Origin of the sequence: Rhodanobacter sp. FW021-MT20 (assembly GCF_041107475.1) — a bacterium.
In the GTDB taxonomy this organism is placed as follows: domain Bacteria; phylum Pseudomonadota; class Gammaproteobacteria; order Xanthomonadales; family Rhodanobacteraceae; genus Rhodanobacter_A; species Rhodanobacter_A glycinis.
In genome coordinates this window covers 222,003-237,344 of the sequence record NZ_JBGBPX010000003.1, presented here as the reverse complement: position 1 = coordinate 237,344, position 15,342 = coordinate 222,003, and the positions used below count along the sequence as shown (strand labels likewise).

The following is a 15,342-nucleotide window of genomic DNA, read 5'->3' as shown; positions in this document are numbered from 1 at the left end:
AGCCGGGGCGTACTTTCGCCCCGCTGATTCCACGCCACCTCAAGTCGCAGCCGGTCAAGCACGGCTATCCGCGCAGCGCGGCCTCGATCGCGGCGATGTCGATCTTGGTCATCCCCATCATGGCGTCGAAGGCGCGTTTGGCCGCTGCGGGGTCGGGATGGGTGATGGCGTTGCTCAGTACGCGCGGGGTGATTTGCCAGGACAAGCCCCATTGGTCCTTGCACCAGCCGCATTGAACGGCGTGGCCGCCGTGGTCGATGATCGCGTTCCACAGGCGATCGGTTTCGGCCTGGTCTTCCGTGGCCACCTGGAACGAGAACGCATCGGTGTGCGGTACGCCCGGGCCTCCATTCAGGCCAAGACAGGGAATGCCCATGACCGTGAATTCCACGGTCAGCACGTCGCCCTGCTTGCCGGCAGGATAGTCGCCGGGGGCGCGGTGGACGGCGTCCACGCTGCTTTCCTGGAAGGTTTCGGCGTAGAAGGTGGCGGCGTCCAGCGCGGTGCCGTCATACCAGAGGCAGATCGTGTTCTTGCGGACCATGTCGACTCTCCTGGTTCAGGGGGCGTGCTCTTCATTCTCTACGACGAATGAGGGATACGCAGATCGACATGAGGGGGAAGTCGAGTCAGGGGCAAAGCCCCGGCGTGTGCCTCACGGCTCGCCAACGGAGCAATCGTCTGGACGCGATGCGCCTCAGGGTGAGCCGGTCCGGCTTTTTGGCCGGCGGATGGCGGTGATCTTGCCGCTGCTCCCGCCGCCGCAGAAGAAGCGGTCGCCGCCATCGGATTCGAGCCCCGACACACCCACGCCAGCCGGCATCTGCAGGCTTTCGAGCACTTCGCCCGTGGCGGGGTCGATGCGCCGCACATCGCTCTCGTCGCCCTCCCAGGTGCCGTGCCAAAGCTCGCCGTCGACCCAGGTGACGCCGGTGACGAACCGGTCGCAGGTGATGGTGCGAAGCACCGCGCCGGTGTCGGGGTTGACCTGATGGATCTTGCGCTCGCGGTACTGGCCGACCCAGAGCGTACCCTCGGCCCATGCCAGTCCGGAGTCGCCGCCAGCACCCGGTGCCGGGATGGTGGCGAGCACACGGCCGCTGGCCGGGTCGATCTTCCGAATGCGATTTTCGGCGATCTGGAACAGGTGGTGACCGTCGAAGGCCGTGCCCGCATGCGCGGTGACATCGATGCTGCGCGATGCCTCCGATCCGGCCGGGTCGAAGGACGCGAGCGTGTCGCCACCGGCAAACCACACATGCTCGCCGTCGTAGGTGACGCCACCCACGTTGTCGACACCCGCAAAGGGACCGTACTCGCTGATGATTTCGGCGTTTGATCGTTTCATGCGTCCATCCTAGCTACCGGGGAAGGGGGCACGGAGTAACAAGCTTGTCGGGAATCCCGGCACGGGCGGCGTGATCCAGCGGCGTGCCCGACCACGGCCGAACGAGTCCACCTTGTTGGCGGCCGCCAGGGCCTCCAGCGCACGCTGCACGCTGCGTTGACTGGTGCCGAGCGCCAGCGCCAGCGCCGAACTTGACCAGGCTTCCCCGTCGGCGAGCAAGGCCAGCACGGCGGCATGCGCATCGTCGACCGGCCGGGCCAGCACGACAACGTCGCTTGCGTGGCGCGGTACCAGCGTGAAGCCGCGCCGGGTCGCACTGATATCGGCCGTCGCGCGAAGCAGCGTGCGCAGGCGTCCCACTTCGACGCGCAGGCGCGCGCGATGTGTTTCGTCGGCATGTTTCGTACGGAAGGCGCGCTCGATCAGGGTGGCCCGCGGCACATCGCCGGGCCACGCTTCGGCCAGGGCTCCGGCGAGCGCGAACAACACCGGGCGCCGTTCCAGCGAAACCATCGAGCGTGCATCGCGCAGCACGTGGCGGCATGCATCCACGACGAAGGCAGAGGAGGCCAGCAATGTTTCGACCTCATCGAGTCGAAGTGGTCGCTCATCGCCGCGTGTGACCAGCCGTGCACAGGGACGTTCAAGCGCGCGGAAGGTGTTTTGGACTTCCGCGGTGAGTGCCGGAATGCCCGCTCGTTGCGCTGCCTGTTCGGCCCGGGCCATTGCATTGCGCGCCGCCGCTGCGTGCAGCCGACGCATGGCCAGGCCGGCAACGACCAGCTCGCAGGAGGCCTGCGATGCCGGTGGCAGCACGGTCACATCGAGTTCGGCGAGCGTGCGCTCGGCATCGTCGAGGTGCCCGATCAGCAGCAGGCGCCGGGCTTGCAGGTAGCGCGCGTACGCGGCGTTCACCCGATCGCCGTGTGCTTCCAGCGTGGCTCGTGCGATATCCAGCGCCTTGGCCGACTGGCCCAGTTCGCGCGAAACAAGCGCGATCTCGGCTTCGGCGACGGCACAGCGCGCGCGGGCCAACGCTTCGTGCGGGCCGAAGGCGCGCACGGCGCGGCGCAGCAATGCCTTTGCCCGCGCGAAATCGCCGAGCTGGGCCATCGCGATGCCGCGCAGTGCCAGCGCCGGCGCGTCGTCGCGCAAGGCGACCCGTTTCAATGCGCCGAGCGGATCGCCCGCTGCAAGCGCACGCGCCGCGGCGGTGATCAGGGCGTCCACTCGATCGAGCTCATGTCAGCGAACCTTGTTGAATCCCGCCAAAGTTGTCACTCCCACCCTTTGATGGCCCGGTCGCAGTCTATCCCACGATCACCCGCCCACGTGCCGGCGGCAACGGGCACGGACGAGATGCCAACGCGAGGAAAGACGACATGAAAAAGATCACTGTGTGGGGATTCAGCTGGGTGCCACCCGTCGCCCAGGGGCTGGTGCGAGACCTGCGCGTACGCTGGGCGCTGGAAGAGGCCGGGCTTGCCTATGAAAGCCGCTGCATCGACACCGGGGAGCGAAACTCCGGGGACTACCGACACAAGCATCCTTTCGGCATGGTGCCGGTTCTCGAATCCGCCGACGGGGCCATGATCGAGTCGGGCGCCATCGTCCATGCGATTGCCGAACAGTGTGAGGCGCTGATGCCTGCCGACCGACGCGCGGAAACGCTTGGCTGGATGTTTACGGCACTCAATACCGTCGAGCCGCCATTGTGGAATTTGTTCGTGATGGATGTGCTGCACGGCGAAGAGGCTTGGGTGCCGCTGCGGCGACCCGCCGTTGTCGACGAGGTGAATCACCGATTGGCGGCGCTGTCCGAATGTCTCGCGGATCGCGATTACCTGCTCGGTCGTTTCACGGCGGCCGACATCCTCATGACCACCGTGTTGCGGTTCATCCGCCACACGAACTTGCTGGCCCGGTTCCCGTCGCTGGTGGCCTACGTCGAGCGTTGCGAGGCGCGGCCGGCGTTCGATGCCGCCTTGCGCAATCAACTGGATGGTTACGCACGCAACGAACCGGTGGCAGCCTGAATCGGCGAAGGAGAGAAGCGATGAACACACGCAAGACGGGAACACGCGAAGAGTGGCTGGCGGCGCGTCTCGAGTTGCTGGACGCGGAGAAGGCGCTGACGCGACGCAGCGATGCGCTGGCGCGCCAGCGGCAGGCACTGCCGTGGGTAGCGGTCGACAAGGCGTATCGGTTCGAGACCGGGCAGGGCAGTGTGTCGCTGGCGGATCTTTTCCGCGGGCGCTCGCAGTTGCTGGTCTATCACTTCATGTTCGGCCCCGACTACGCGGCCGGTTGCCCCTCCTGCTCGGCCATCGCGGATGGCTTCAGCGGTTCCGTCGTCCATCTTGAAAACCACGACGTGGCATTCACCGCGGTGTCGCGGGCGCCGCTGGCGAAGCTGCAGGCGTTTCAGCAGAGGATGGGCTGGACCTTTCCATGGGCGTCGGCACCCGACGGGGAGTTCGGCTTCGACTTCAACGTCGCGTTCAGCGAAGAACAGCTGCGCAAGGGCCCGGTGGATTACAACTACCAGTCGATGGACGTGAGGCCGGCGCTGAAAGCCGGTGCGGACGGTTTCGTCGGACAGATCGCGGCGATGACGCAGACGGGTGTGGCCACCTACCTGCGCGAGATGCCAGGCATGAGTGCATTCGCGCTGGAAGACGGCATCGTCTATCACACGTATTCCACCTATGCGCGCGGGCTGGACGCGCTTTGGGGCATGTACCCGTGGCTCGATCGGGCGCCACGCGGGCGCGATGAAAACGGCGTCTGGTGGCGGCACCATGACAAGTACGACCAGCGTTGAACCCCGTCGCGACGGCGCCGCTGTGGCGCTCCTAGGAAAGGGTGAGGCGGCGGAAACGTCGGTCGACACACGTCCTCGTGTGGCAGCCGGGCGTGGGCGTTTCGATCCGGCATTTCGTCGCGCGGCGCATGGGATCGGGTTGGCGGCTGCGCCGACCTTTGCCCTGATGGCATGCCTGGCCGGCTTCCTCGGCGGCGGCCCGATGAACATGTCTTGTCCGGTTGCGGAGGGGGCAGCGCCACTCGACGGCATGGTGCTGATGTACGGATGGATGAGCGTCTTCCACTTGGGTCCCTGGTTGAGGCTTTTCGCGCGGCGACGATGGCGCGGCCGTCATCCGGAACCCGAGACCCGGACAGCGCCCGATTCATTCCGGACGGGATGATCGAGTGAAGCTGCCTCATGCGTGGGGGTGTTGCGTCAAAGCCTGCTTCCCGGCTCGGGTGGTCATGACCTTTGGCGCCCCATGACCTCTGGCTCTTCGATGTGTCATGTCCAGTGGGTAGTCTGCGCAGCATCTCCCGACGTCAGGTTCCTGTCTCGGGAGACAAGGGTGCGGGCGTTGCGTGTTGCAGACGCTCGATCCGAAGTCGGACATTCGGTCAGAAGCATCCCGCGTCCCCATGAGCTGACTGCCATTCCCCATGGCAAGCCCATGCCCCACATCAATAATCACAAGAAGCGAGCCATCCCATGAACAGCATCTTCTCGAATCATTCGTCTTCGCGCCGCCACGGCCGCAGCCTGCTGCTGGCGCTTGTTGTCGGTGGCTTTGCCATGACGGGAGCCAGCGTGGTCAACGCACAGGCCACCGCGGGCAAGGTCTTCGGCAAGGCGCCGATGGGTTATGCCGTTGCGGCGCGCAGCACCACCACCGGGGCCCATCGTCAGGTCAAGGTGGATTCCAATGGCCGCTATTCCATCAGGGAGCTTCCGGTCGGCAATTACACGGTTACGCTGAAGGAAGGCGGTCATGCCGTGATGAAGCACCTGAACGTGCCGGTGATCGTCGGGCGCGGGAGCGAGGTGGACTTCGATTGCGCGCCGGGCCAGTGTTCGGAAACGGCCAGCAAATGACGATGACTACCGTCACCCGCTGCCAGTAGCGCAGGCATCGTTGCGGCGGTGCCTTGGCCAGCGGCCACTGGTGCTTGTCCGACCTCGGATCGACGGCAGCTGATTTGTCCAGAGCCTGACACATGCATGTGTCAGGCTTTTTGCTGTCTGGGAGTCGGAGGCTCGGTCATGGCTTCGGTCGGTTGGCGGGCCGGCGATATCCACGAGGCAGTAAAGTCAAGACTAAAAACATGCCTCTCTGCCACTTTTAAAAAAATTGAACCGCGATAGAATTCACATTATGTTGATTTCGTTTCGGGCTGGCCGGGTGCGCTGGCTCGTGGTGTCACTGACGCTGGTGGACAAGGCACGTCCTTCCAGCGGACAGTTGGGGGCGTGTGATGAAACTGGGCTACAGAGTGACGCGGCTGTTGTGCCGCATAGTTGGACATCGATGGGCAAGGTCCGAGCCGGACCGGCGACATTGCACGCGCTGTCGGCGTGTTGAAGTCAGGCGGCTGCGCGTCTGATTCGCCGGTTGCCGGAATTTTTCCGCCCGTTCGACGGGGGGAAGGGGCGGGGCTGTAAGCCGCATTTGCCGGTTCAGCCGATCAGTGCGGCCTTGATCGATTCCAATGCAGCGCGAATGCGCTGACGCGGCGCACCGATGTTCATGCGCATGAAGCCGCTTCCGCCGGCCCCGTAGATCACTCCCGGATTCATGCCGACCTTGCCCTGCTTGATGAAGAAGTCGCGCAACGCGGCGTCATTCATGCCCAGGCCACGACAGTCCAGCCACAGCAGATAGGTCGCCTGGGGGCGAACAAGGCGAATCTGCGGGATGTGCGCGCGCAGGTAATCGGCGACGAAATCGCGCGTGGTTTCAAGGTAGGCCAGTAACGCGTCCAGCCACTCGCCGCCTCCGCGATAGGCCGCTTCGAAGGCGGTGATGCTGAAGGGGTGGCACTGGTCCAGATGCATGGATGCAAAGACGCGCGCCACGGCCGTGCGCTGCGCTTCGTGCGGAATGACCAGCGCCGACAGGCCGAGCCCCTGCAGGTTGAAGGTCTTGCCCGGCGAGATGCTGGTGATGATCTTGTCGCCCGCTTGCGCCAGGCTGCCGAGCATGGTGTGGCGCGCGTCGGAGTACACCAGGTCGCAATGGATGTCGTCCGAGACCACGGTGAGATCGTGTCGCCGGGCAATCCGCAGGACTTCATGCAATTCGTCCGCACGCCAGACCCGGCCGACCGGGTTGTGCGGGCTGCACAGCAGCAGCATGCGTGCGCCCTGGCTAGCGCAGTGTTCCAGCTGCGCGAGATCCATGGTGTAGTGGCCGTCGGTCTCGATCAGTGGATTGAGTATCGGGCGGCGCTGGTTGGCCTGGATGATCGCGGCAAACTCGGTGTACACCGGAGGCTGGATGATCACGCCGTCGCCGGGATTGGTGACGGCCTGCATGGTCGCCGCCAGCGCGGGCAGGGCGCTCGGCCCCACCAGCATCCACTCGCGTTGCATTGCCCAGTGGTGGCGTCGCGCATACCACTGGATGACGGCCTCATACAGACTTTCCGGGTAGAGCGTGTAGCCGTAGATCGGGTGTTGCGCGCGCGCCACGAGCGCCTGCGTCACGCAAGCCGGTGCGGCGAAATCCATGTCGGCGACCCACAGTGGATCGACGTCTTCCGTGCCGAAATAGCGCTGGCGGTCATCGAACTTGGTGGCGTGGGTGCCGGAGCGATCGATGACGGTGTCGAAGTCGTGGGCCAAGGGAGTGTCTCGTTGCGGTTTGCGCGTGCGGCTGGGTGCGGGACGGCTTCAGCGCACCCGTTTCCAGAAGGTCGCCTCGGACAGCGTGTGCTGGAACTTGTGCCGGGTTTCGCGGATCACGAACGGAACGTCGCATGGCTCGCCCACCGGTTCGAAGTGCGCGCCAAGAACGGCCTTCAGCCCGTCCAGCGTGCCGAAGTTCTCGCCGTCCTTCTTGAAACCGCCCAGCCAGTCTGCGCGCGGCGTGTGCTCGGTCAGCCAGGTGTAGGGCGAGGCGATCATCAGCATGCCGCCGAGGTTCAGGCGTTCGTGCACGCTTTCGAGAAAGCGTGCCGGCTGGTACAGGCGGTCGATCAGGTTGGCGGCCATGATGAAGTCGTAGTCGGTGAACTGCGGCTTCAGGTTGCAGGCATCGCCCTGGAAAAATTCGACCTTGCCGGCGGTGTCCTGCAGATCCAAATCCGCGAGGCTGCGCGACTTGTACTGCACCAGTTCGCCTTCGTCGACCAGTGTGTAGCGCAGGCTTTCGCCGCGCGCCAGCGCCACGCCCTGGCCGATGAAGCGGGCGGAAAAGTCGATGCCGGTGACGAGGTCGAAGTGGCGCGCCAGCTCGAAGGTGGCGCGACCGGACGCGCAGCCAAGATCCAGCGCCTTGCGCCGTGGCGTATCGCCGAGTGCGCCGATGGCCAGATCCACCAGGGCCTTCGGGAAATTCGGTACGTCGAAATAGCTGTCGCCGTAATGGAACTCGGCGTACTCGGAAAGCAGCTTGTCGGTTTCGTAGTGTGAGCCTGGCACGTGTTTCAATTCCTTGGAGACGACGTAGCGAAAACCGGCGTGCTGGAAGAAGTGCCGGCGAAATGCGTAACGCGATTCCGGCTCGGCTTCGTTGCCGCAGGATATCCACGAGCCACCCTTCATCAGGTTGTGGCGTCCGTCGAAGGTGGGTGTGGTGAAGTCGTCGTAGATCGGATGGACGTCGAAACCCTCGAACGGGTAGATCGGCGTTTCGGTCCACTGCCAGACATTGCCGGTCAGGTCGAAGAAGTCGCCGTGCGCGAAGCGGTCGACCGGACAGGACGAGGCGAAGTGGGTCAGTTGCAGGTTCGCGTGATCGGCGCGATCGGCCACCTCGCGTTGCCCGGCGTGGTCGAGCAGGCGCTGCCACTCATCCTCGGTGGGCAGGCGCACCGGTTGGCCGCTGGAGGCGGCTTTCCAGCGGCAGAAGGCCTTGGCCTCGTGATAGTTGGTCTCCACCGGCCAGTTCCATGGCATTGGAATTTCCTCGGTCATCAGGCGCAGGCGCCAGCCGTTCGACGCAGGCACCCAGAAACTCGGATGCTCGGCGTGGGTGAAGTCGAGCCACTCCTTGCCTTCGTCTTCCCAATAACCCGGATGGCTGTAGCCGCCGGCCTCGACGAAGGCGAGGAATTCCTGGTTGCTGACCAATAGGCGACTGGCCTGGAACGCGGCGACATCGGCTTCGTGGCGGCCGTATTCGTTGTCCCAGCCATAGCGCGGGCTGCTCTTGTCCTTGCCCAGGACGATGCTGCCAGCCGGTATCTTGACCAGGCTGTTGTCGGGCGCGGCGCCGGCCTCGGTGCACGGGCGCCAATGCGGGTGCGGCTTCACGTAGGCCAGCTTGTGCTGGCGAATCAGCACCGATGAGGTTTCCAGGTGGATGCGTTCGTGTTCGATGCCCATGACGATGGCCCACCATGGGTGGTTCCAGTCGATCGGCAGCGACAGCGGAGCTTCGTCGATCAGCCGCGTGACCATCGCGCGCACCTTGCCGCGATACGCCTTGACCTCGGCCACGCTGGGCCAGTCATAGCGCTCCTCGTTGAGATCGTCCCAGCTCATTTCGTCCACGCCGACGGCGAACACCGATTCGATGCGCGGGTCGAGGCGCTCGTCGATCAGGTGCGTCAACAGCAGCTTGTTGACGAAGAATGTCGCGGTGTGGCCGAAGTAGAAAATCAGCGGATGGCGCAACGGGATGGCGTGCTCGTAATACGCCGCATCGCAGGCCAGCGTTTCGAACAGCGACTCGTAGCGGTCGAACGTGCTGGTGAAATACGCGCGCAGCTGCCGGCGCATGGCCTGCGGATCGTCGCCGTGCAGGTTGATGCCGCGCGGGAAAGCCGGTGGTCGGTCGTCTGCCGTCGTCATGGGGGTGCGGTCTTGGCGTGGGGAATTCAAACCATGGGCCCTTCGTTTCGTCGAGGCAAGAGGAAAAGGTCATGCGAACAGGTAGCTGTCGCATGGGATGCGATACGTGGCGCTGCGGTTCCTGCGCCACTCCCGGCACCACGGCGGCTGCAGGTATTGCCAATGCTTCAAGTTACCGCGTTCGGTCCCGTTCTTGCACTGATGTGGGACAAATCGTTGGCCTCGCCACGTGTGGCGTATTGAATCGGTTCGCCGCGGACTCCATTCTCATGCACTTGCCCCGCAGGAATTTGCCATGTCCACGCTTGCCGATTTTCCCGTCGCCCGTCGCTGGCCGGCGACGCATCCCGATCGTATCCAGCTGTATTCGCTGAACACGCCCAATGGCGTGAAGGCATCGATCATGCTGGAGGAGACGGGTTTGCCTTACGAGGCGCATCTGGTCGACATCATGAAGGACGAGAGTCATCTGCCGGAGTTCCTCGCACTCAATCCCAACGGCAAGATTCCCGCGATGATCGACCCCGACGGCCCGGATGGCAAAGCGCTGGGCCTGTTCGAATCCGGCGCGATCCTGATGTACCTGGCCGAAAAGAGCGGCAAGTTCATGCCATCCGATGCGGCCGGTCGCTGGGAGACGATCCAGTGGGTGTTTTTCCAGATGGCCTCGATCGGGCCGATGTTCGGGCAGGTGGGTTTCTTCAACAAGTTCGCCGGCAAGGCGTACGAGGACAAGCGCCCGCTGCAGCGCTATGCCACCGAGTCGCAGCGCTTGCTCGGCGTGCTGGATGGCCGACTGGACGGCCGCGACTGGATCATGGGCGCCGATTACAGCATTGCCGACATCGCCACGCTGGGTTGGGTGAACAACCTCATCACCTTCTACGAGGCGCGCGAGCTGGTGCAGTTCGACCGCTTCGCCAACGTGGCGGCATGGCTTGAACGTGGCCTGGCGCGGCCAGCGGTGCAGCGCGGGCTGGCGATTCCTGCGCGGGGCTGAAGCGACGACAAGTTCAGCCATGTAGGAGCGCACCCTGTGCGCGAATTGCTCTTGGTTTCGACCGGGCAAGAGCATTCGCGCACAGGGTGCGCTCCTACCATTGAAACTGGTGGCGGCGTTTCACGAGCTCTGGCGTGACTTATCCGCCCGGGTGGTAAACCCGCTCGGTGTGGCCCTTCAGCTGGTCCGGCCAGAAGTACACCGTGCGCAGGTTGCCGGTGGTGTAGCGCTCGGCCTCGTCGTCGAAGTGCTTCGAACCGGGATGGCCGCTTTCGCCGCCGGCGGTGATCGCGCGGGCGCTCACCTTGGGGCCGAATTCGACCACCGCGACGAAGCTGTTGCCACTGGTGCCGTAGTAACGCTTCGTGCCCGGCCGGCGGTGCGCGCCGAACGAGGCCAGTGAACCCCAGCGCGACGACACGAATGGCACCGGAATGCTGGGCCTGCTGTCGTCGAAATGCGATGCGATGGCATCATCCAGGCGCTGGAAACGGTTGATCTGCCCCCACGCCACGCCCCAGCTGCCAAAGTCGTGGACCAGCCGATCAACGGCTTCGTCCAGCGCATGCAATCGCTCCTGCGCACCGGCGGCGCCGGCCATGTAGGCGTACGGCGAAACGCCGAGTGCCCTGGCCTTGGCGTAGGTCTCGTTCCACAAGGTGTCGCCCCAGAACACCGCCAGCGACGTGGGCATGGAAGCGATGCCCCAGCGATCGTCCCAGTGGCGCAACAGTTCGATCGGCCCGGCCAGCTTCACGCGTTGTGGATCGCTGGCGGGCAGCGCGTCGTAGTCGTGCAGCAGGATCGGGATCAGCCGTGCGAAGGCCGGCAAATGTGAATCGAACGCCGTGGTGATCAGCTTGGGCACACTGAAGCCGCTGGCGTCGGCAAGCATCTGCGTGGCGTGGATGCCGCGCGGATTCTCGCCGAAGGTATCCATGTAGCGCGGGAAGTCGGCCTTTTTCGGGCTGTATTTGCCGGCCGCCGAATACGGCCAGTCGTTGGTGTTCATCGCCCAGCCGTTGGGCGGATTCACGGCTTGCGGCAACTGGTCCAGCGGGGTCAGGCCGTGCCAGTCGGTGGCCGGATTGCTGCCGTCGACCGGCTTGGTGTAATCGAAGCGGTTGTCGCGTTTGGGCACGAATTGCGGCATCAGGAAGGCGATCTCGCCCTTGTCGTCGGCGAACAGCGTGTTGTTGGACGAGTTGGCCTTGAGCTCGGCGACTTTCATGTAGCTGGCGTAGTCATGCGCCTTGGTACGCAGCCAGCTCTGTTCCAGCGCGCGCATCGGACGATTCATCAGCGCGGTGGCGATCCACTTGCCGTCGGCCTTGCGCACGATCGGGCCGTGCTTGGTGAAGTAAGCGGTAAAGCTGCGCGATGTCATCGAGCCATCGGTGGCTCGGTAAGGCACGACAATCGTGCGTTTGGTTACTGGCAGCAGCTTGTCGCCATAGCGATAGAACAGCTTGCCGCCCTTGTGCACGATGGTCTCGGCGAATTCATCCACCGCATCCATGCCGGTGGAGGTATGCATCCAGCCGATATGCTGGTTGAAGCCCTGGTAGACGAAGAACTGGCCCCAGGTCACCGCGCCGTAGGCGTCCAGTCCCTCGTCGCTGGACATCTGCAACTCGGAGCGGAAATAGAACGAGGTATGCGGATTGATCAGCAGCAGCGCGTGGCCGTCCGTGGTGAGCTTCGGCGCGATGGCGATGCCGTTGGAACCGGTGGGTTCGGCCCAGCTAGGCGGATTCACTTGTGCGAGGGCCGGGTGCTCGTCACCGTAGAAAGCCGCCAGTTGCTTCAGCGATACGCGCTCGATATCGCCACCGATGCTGCCTTCGCTGAAGGACAGCGCCATCCACGATTCGAAGTGATGGATCACGCGCGGGCGCACGTCCGGGTGGGTGGCCAGGTAATCGTTGAGGCCATCGGCCCAGGCGTCCATCAGCTTTTTCAGCCACGCCGGGCTTTGCGCGTACTTCTGTTTCAGTACCACCGGGTCGATGAACAGCTTCATGCGCAGATCGCGCCAGATTGCCGACCGGCCCTCGGTTTCGGCCAGCCGCCCCATGGCGTTGAGGTAGTTGGTCTCGACCCGGTTGAAGTCGTCCTCGGCTTGCGCGTAGGCCATGCCGAACACTGCGTCGGCATCGGTCTTGCCGTGCACGTGGGCAATGCCCCAGTCATCGCGGGTGATGGTGACGGCCTGCGACTCGCGCTGCCAGCGTGCCTGTTCGGGCGTGGTTGCCTGCGCGGCAGTGGCGAGGCCGAGCGTGAGCAGTGCGGCCAGCGGCAAAAGTGCGTGCGCAGCGGTGCGGCGTGATGGGTGGGTGTGCATGGATGTGGGTCCCCTTGGCAGGCGGCGACGTTTGGGCTGTCGTCCGTTCAGCGCGTGTGGCAAGTCGTTTCCAACAGTAGCAGGCGGCGCCGGCCGTGGCAGGGACATGCGCCATTCGTCGGGGGTGATGGCGCAGGTTGCGACGTGTCGATTTCGGGCCGGCTGGTTCGTCGTGACCATGGATATCCCATGCCGGAATCCATTGCCCACGACAAAGGAAGACGTCCCATGCACATCAATCCCTACCTTTTCTTCGAAGGCCGCTGCGATGAGGCCATCGACTTCTATCGGCAGGCGCTGGATGCCGAAGTGCTGATGCGGTTGCGCTACGGCGACGGCCCGGACGGCAGCTGCCCTGGCGGCACGAAGCCGCCGGCGGACAAGGTCATGCACGCTTGCATCCAGTTGGGCTCGACCCAACTGATGATGTCCGACGGCATGTGCAGCGGCCAGCCGCAGTTCAAGGGCGTGGCCTTGTCGCTGACTGCGACAAGTGACGCCGATGCACGGCGACGCTTCGACGCCCTCGCTGAAGGCGGGCAAGTCCAGATGCCGCTGGGGCCGAGCTTCTTCGCCAGCAGCTTCGGCATGCTGGAAGACCGTTTCGGCGTGTCATGGATGGTGGTGGTGCCGAGCGCGCCGGCGAGCTGAACGTCAGCTCGGCTTGGCGGGTTCGGATACCTGCTGGAACACGCGCTGCATCACGAAGTCCGGCGTCACCTGTTCGCCGGACAACAGCATGGCCAGCAGTTCGCCGCCGAGCACTTGCGGGGCGATTACCACGTCAGGTTGCACCAGCTTCACGCGGCTGAGATGGCGCGCATCATTGACCGCGGCGACCGTGCGCGCGTGGCCTTCCAGTTCTTTCACCGCCAGCACCACGAAGGCGTTTTCCGAATCGTCGGCCAGCATCGCCAACACCGCTTCGGCGCGATGCGCGCCGGCCTCGCGCAGGATCTCGGTGCTGCTGGGGTCGCCCACCACGTAATCGGTGTCCTTCAGCTCGCCTTCTTCCGGTGCCTCGCGCAGCAGGCGGGTGACCGGGCGACCGCGACGGGCCAGCTCGTGCCAGGTGTTGATGGCCAGCGAGGTATTGCCGATCACCACGAAATGGTTTTCACGTTTCATGCGCGAACCCTTGCGATTGACGATGCGTTGCAGACTGCGGCTGACCATCGGCGCGATCACCGCGGTCAACGACGTGGCGAACACCGCCACGCCCAGCACGATCACCGAGACGGTGAACAATTTGGCTTCGGAGGTTTGCGGCGTGATATCGCCGTAACCCACCGTGCTCATGGTGACCATGGAAAAGTACAGCGCCGTGACCAGGTCAGTGATCTGCGGCTTGAAATCCATGCCCAGATAGTACGCGCCGAAGGTGGCGTACATCAGCAGCATCGCTACCGATGTCAGTGCGAACAAGGTGCTGGCGGCGACGCTGGTGCGGTCGAACTGCCGCCAGGAGAACAGCAAGGCCACCAGCACGAAGACGAAATACGCCAGCAGGACATGGTCGTGATGGCTGTGCTGGCCGATCACCAGGCTGAAGGTGCCGACGATTTCCAGCAGCAGCGCCATGGTCCAGGCCAGCCGCGAACGCCACAACAGGCCCAGCGCCATGGTCAGCATGCCGCCGCCGATCAGCAGCGATGGCAGCATCTTCGGCTGCAGGTGCGAAGCGTTGAGCACCAGTAGCTGGGCGTAATCGTCCCAGTGCGTACCCAGCTCGGCACGCAGCAGCGACAGGCCCGCCAGCCCAAGCAGCAGTGCCAGCGGCACATGGGGGAACCAGTGCCGGCCGCGCACGACATGGTGGAAGCGTTGCAACTGGGCGCGCAAGCGCCGGATCGGAGCGGGAGTCATCGTGGTATGCGCAGTTCCTTGGCAACCGCGTCAGCGGTGATCGCGAGTATGGCGCTCACCTTAGCAAGCCGTGCGATCAGGGCCAACTTCCACCCGTGCGCAAACGCGCGCCCGGAGCCGCGAAGTCGGCTCGTCTGCCGAGTTTTCTCCCGCTCGAGTGGCCAGGGCCGGGGCAGCGCGTGCCACGCCACGGGCCACTGTGGAAAAGCCGTCAGTGCAACTGCACGTCGACCAGGGTCGGAGTTTCCTGGTACAGCGCCGGGAAGGTGCGCTTCAACTGGGTGAGTTTCGGCGCATCGTTGATCGCGACGTACAGGTTGTTCGGGTGCAGTTGCACGTAATTCTGGTGATAGGCCTCGCCCATGTAGAACGTGTGCAATGGGGCCACCCGGGTGACGATGGGCGCCGCGAACACCTTCGCGGCAGTGAGCTGGGCGATGTAGGCGTCAGCGACGCGCTGCTGCATCGGGTTGGCGTAGAAGATTTCCGAGCGATATTGCGTGCCGCTGTCCGGACCTTGCCGGTTGAGTTCGGTGGGATCGTGGGCCACGGCGAAATACACCTGCAACAACTGGCCGTAACTGACCACCGACGGGTCGAAACGCAGCTTGATCGACTCGGCATGGCCGGTATCGCCGTCACTGACATCGGCGTAGTTCGCGGTCGCCGCACTGCCACCGGTGTAGCCGGCCCAGACATGGCGCACGCCGCGCACGTGCTCGAACACGGCCTGCATGCCCCAGAAGCAGCCGCCGGCGAACACGGCGGTGCGGTCGCCCTGGGGTGTCGTCAGCTTGGGGGCATCGAGAGTGGGTGCGGGTACCGGGCGCTCCGCGGCGCTGGCGCTGCAGGCGGCAAGCCCGGCCAGGAGCATCAGGGCAACGAGGTGGGCGAGGGGACGATGACGCATGGCGAAACTCCGCAGCGGTGGGTACCTGTTGATTCGCTGCACCGGTTTGCCC

13 protein-coding genes are annotated in these 15,342 nt (G+C 64.5%); 5 read left to right on the top strand and 8 right to left on the bottom strand.

Features of this window, described 5'->3' with window-relative positions:
- Positions 1-64: 64 nt before the first annotated feature.
- The 3 genes from AB7849_RS06005 to AB7849_RS05995 all read right to left on the bottom strand — a co-directional run bounded on the left by AB7849_RS06005 (position 65) and on the right by AB7849_RS05995 (position 2,578).
- Positions 65-544 carry a VOC family protein gene (locus AB7849_RS06005; RefSeq protein ID WP_008208971.1) on the bottom strand — a complete coding sequence of 160 codons (480 nt, stop codon included), beginning with the start codon at positions 542-544 and terminating at the stop codon, positions 65-67.
- 153 nt (positions 545-697) lie between these two features.
- Positions 698-1,348, bottom strand: coding sequence for a Vgb family protein (locus AB7849_RS06000; protein WP_008208968.1), 651 nt, complete (start codon positions 1,346-1,348; stop codon positions 698-700).
- A gap of 9 nt (positions 1,349-1,357) precedes the next feature.
- Positions 1,358-2,578 carry a tetratricopeptide repeat protein gene (locus tag AB7849_RS05995; protein WP_008208967.1) on the bottom strand — a complete coding sequence of 407 codons (1,221 nt, stop codon included), beginning with the start codon at positions 2,576-2,578 and terminating at the stop codon, positions 1,358-1,360.
- 152 nt (positions 2,579-2,730) lie between these two features.
- Here AB7849_RS05995 and AB7849_RS05990 point away from each other — a divergent pair, with 152 nt between their 5' ends.
- The 3 genes from AB7849_RS05990 to AB7849_RS05980 all read left to right on the top strand — a co-directional run bounded on the left by AB7849_RS05990 (position 2,731) and on the right by AB7849_RS05980 (position 5,249).
- Positions 2,731-3,384 carry a glutathione S-transferase family protein gene (locus AB7849_RS05990; protein ID WP_008208965.1) on the top strand — a complete coding sequence of 218 codons (654 nt, stop codon included), beginning with the start codon at positions 2,731-2,733 and terminating at the stop codon, positions 3,382-3,384.
- Positions 3,385-3,404: 20 nt separating this feature from the next.
- Complete coding sequence (locus AB7849_RS05985; RefSeq protein WP_008208963.1) at positions 3,405-4,172, top strand: DUF899 domain-containing protein; 768 nt, start codon at positions 3,405-3,407, stop codon at positions 4,170-4,172.
- A gap of 693 nt (positions 4,173-4,865) precedes the next feature.
- A complete protein-coding gene (locus AB7849_RS05980) occupies positions 4,866-5,249 on the top strand; it encodes a carboxypeptidase-like regulatory domain-containing protein (RefSeq protein ID WP_008208961.1) in 384 nt (127 codons plus the stop codon).
- Positions 5,250-5,831: 582 nt separating this feature from the next.
- Here AB7849_RS05980 and AB7849_RS05975 read toward each other — a convergent pair.
- Positions 5,832-6,998 (bottom strand): MalY/PatB family protein, encoded by a 1,167-nt coding sequence (locus AB7849_RS05975; protein WP_369500703.1) that lies wholly within the window; start codon positions 6,996-6,998, stop codon positions 5,832-5,834.
- A 48-nt stretch (positions 6,999-7,046) separates the two neighbouring features.
- Positions 7,047-9,170 (bottom strand): 5-histidylcysteine sulfoxide synthase, encoded by a 2,124-nt coding sequence (ovoA, locus tag AB7849_RS05970; RefSeq protein ID WP_008208957.1) that lies wholly within the window; start codon positions 9,168-9,170, stop codon positions 7,047-7,049.
- Between the two features lie 295 nt (positions 9,171-9,465).
- Here ovoA and AB7849_RS05965 point away from each other — a divergent pair, with 295 nt between their 5' ends.
- A complete protein-coding gene (locus tag AB7849_RS05965; RefSeq protein WP_008208953.1) occupies positions 9,466-10,170 on the top strand; it encodes a glutathione S-transferase N-terminal domain-containing protein in 705 nt (234 codons plus the stop codon).
- A 139-nt stretch (positions 10,171-10,309) separates the two neighbouring features.
- Here AB7849_RS05965 and AB7849_RS05960 read toward each other — a convergent pair whose 3' ends face one another.
- Positions 10,310-12,514: a penicillin acylase family protein gene (locus tag AB7849_RS05960; protein WP_008208952.1), complete on the bottom strand. Its 2,205-nt coding sequence runs from the start codon at positions 12,512-12,514 to the stop codon at positions 10,310-10,312.
- A gap of 228 nt (positions 12,515-12,742) precedes the next feature.
- Between AB7849_RS05960 and AB7849_RS05955 the strand changes: the two genes are divergently transcribed.
- Positions 12,743-13,165: a VOC family protein gene (locus AB7849_RS05955; RefSeq protein ID WP_092705204.1), complete on the top strand. Its 423-nt coding sequence runs from the start codon at positions 12,743-12,745 to the stop codon at positions 13,163-13,165.
- Positions 13,166-13,168: 3 nt separating this feature from the next.
- On the opposite strand, the gene kch is transcribed toward AB7849_RS05955, so the two are convergent.
- Both kch and msrA read right to left on the bottom strand, forming a co-directional pair.
- Positions 13,169-14,380, bottom strand: a complete 1,212-nt coding sequence (kch, locus tag AB7849_RS05950; protein WP_147627582.1) for a voltage-gated potassium channel protein — start codon at positions 14,378-14,380, stop codon at positions 13,169-13,171.
- Between the two features lie 211 nt (positions 14,381-14,591).
- Positions 14,592-15,290, bottom strand: coding sequence for a peptide-methionine (S)-S-oxide reductase MsrA (gene msrA, locus AB7849_RS05945; protein WP_008208945.1), 699 nt, complete (start codon positions 15,288-15,290; stop codon positions 14,592-14,594).
- Positions 15,291-15,342: the final 52 nt, after the last annotated feature.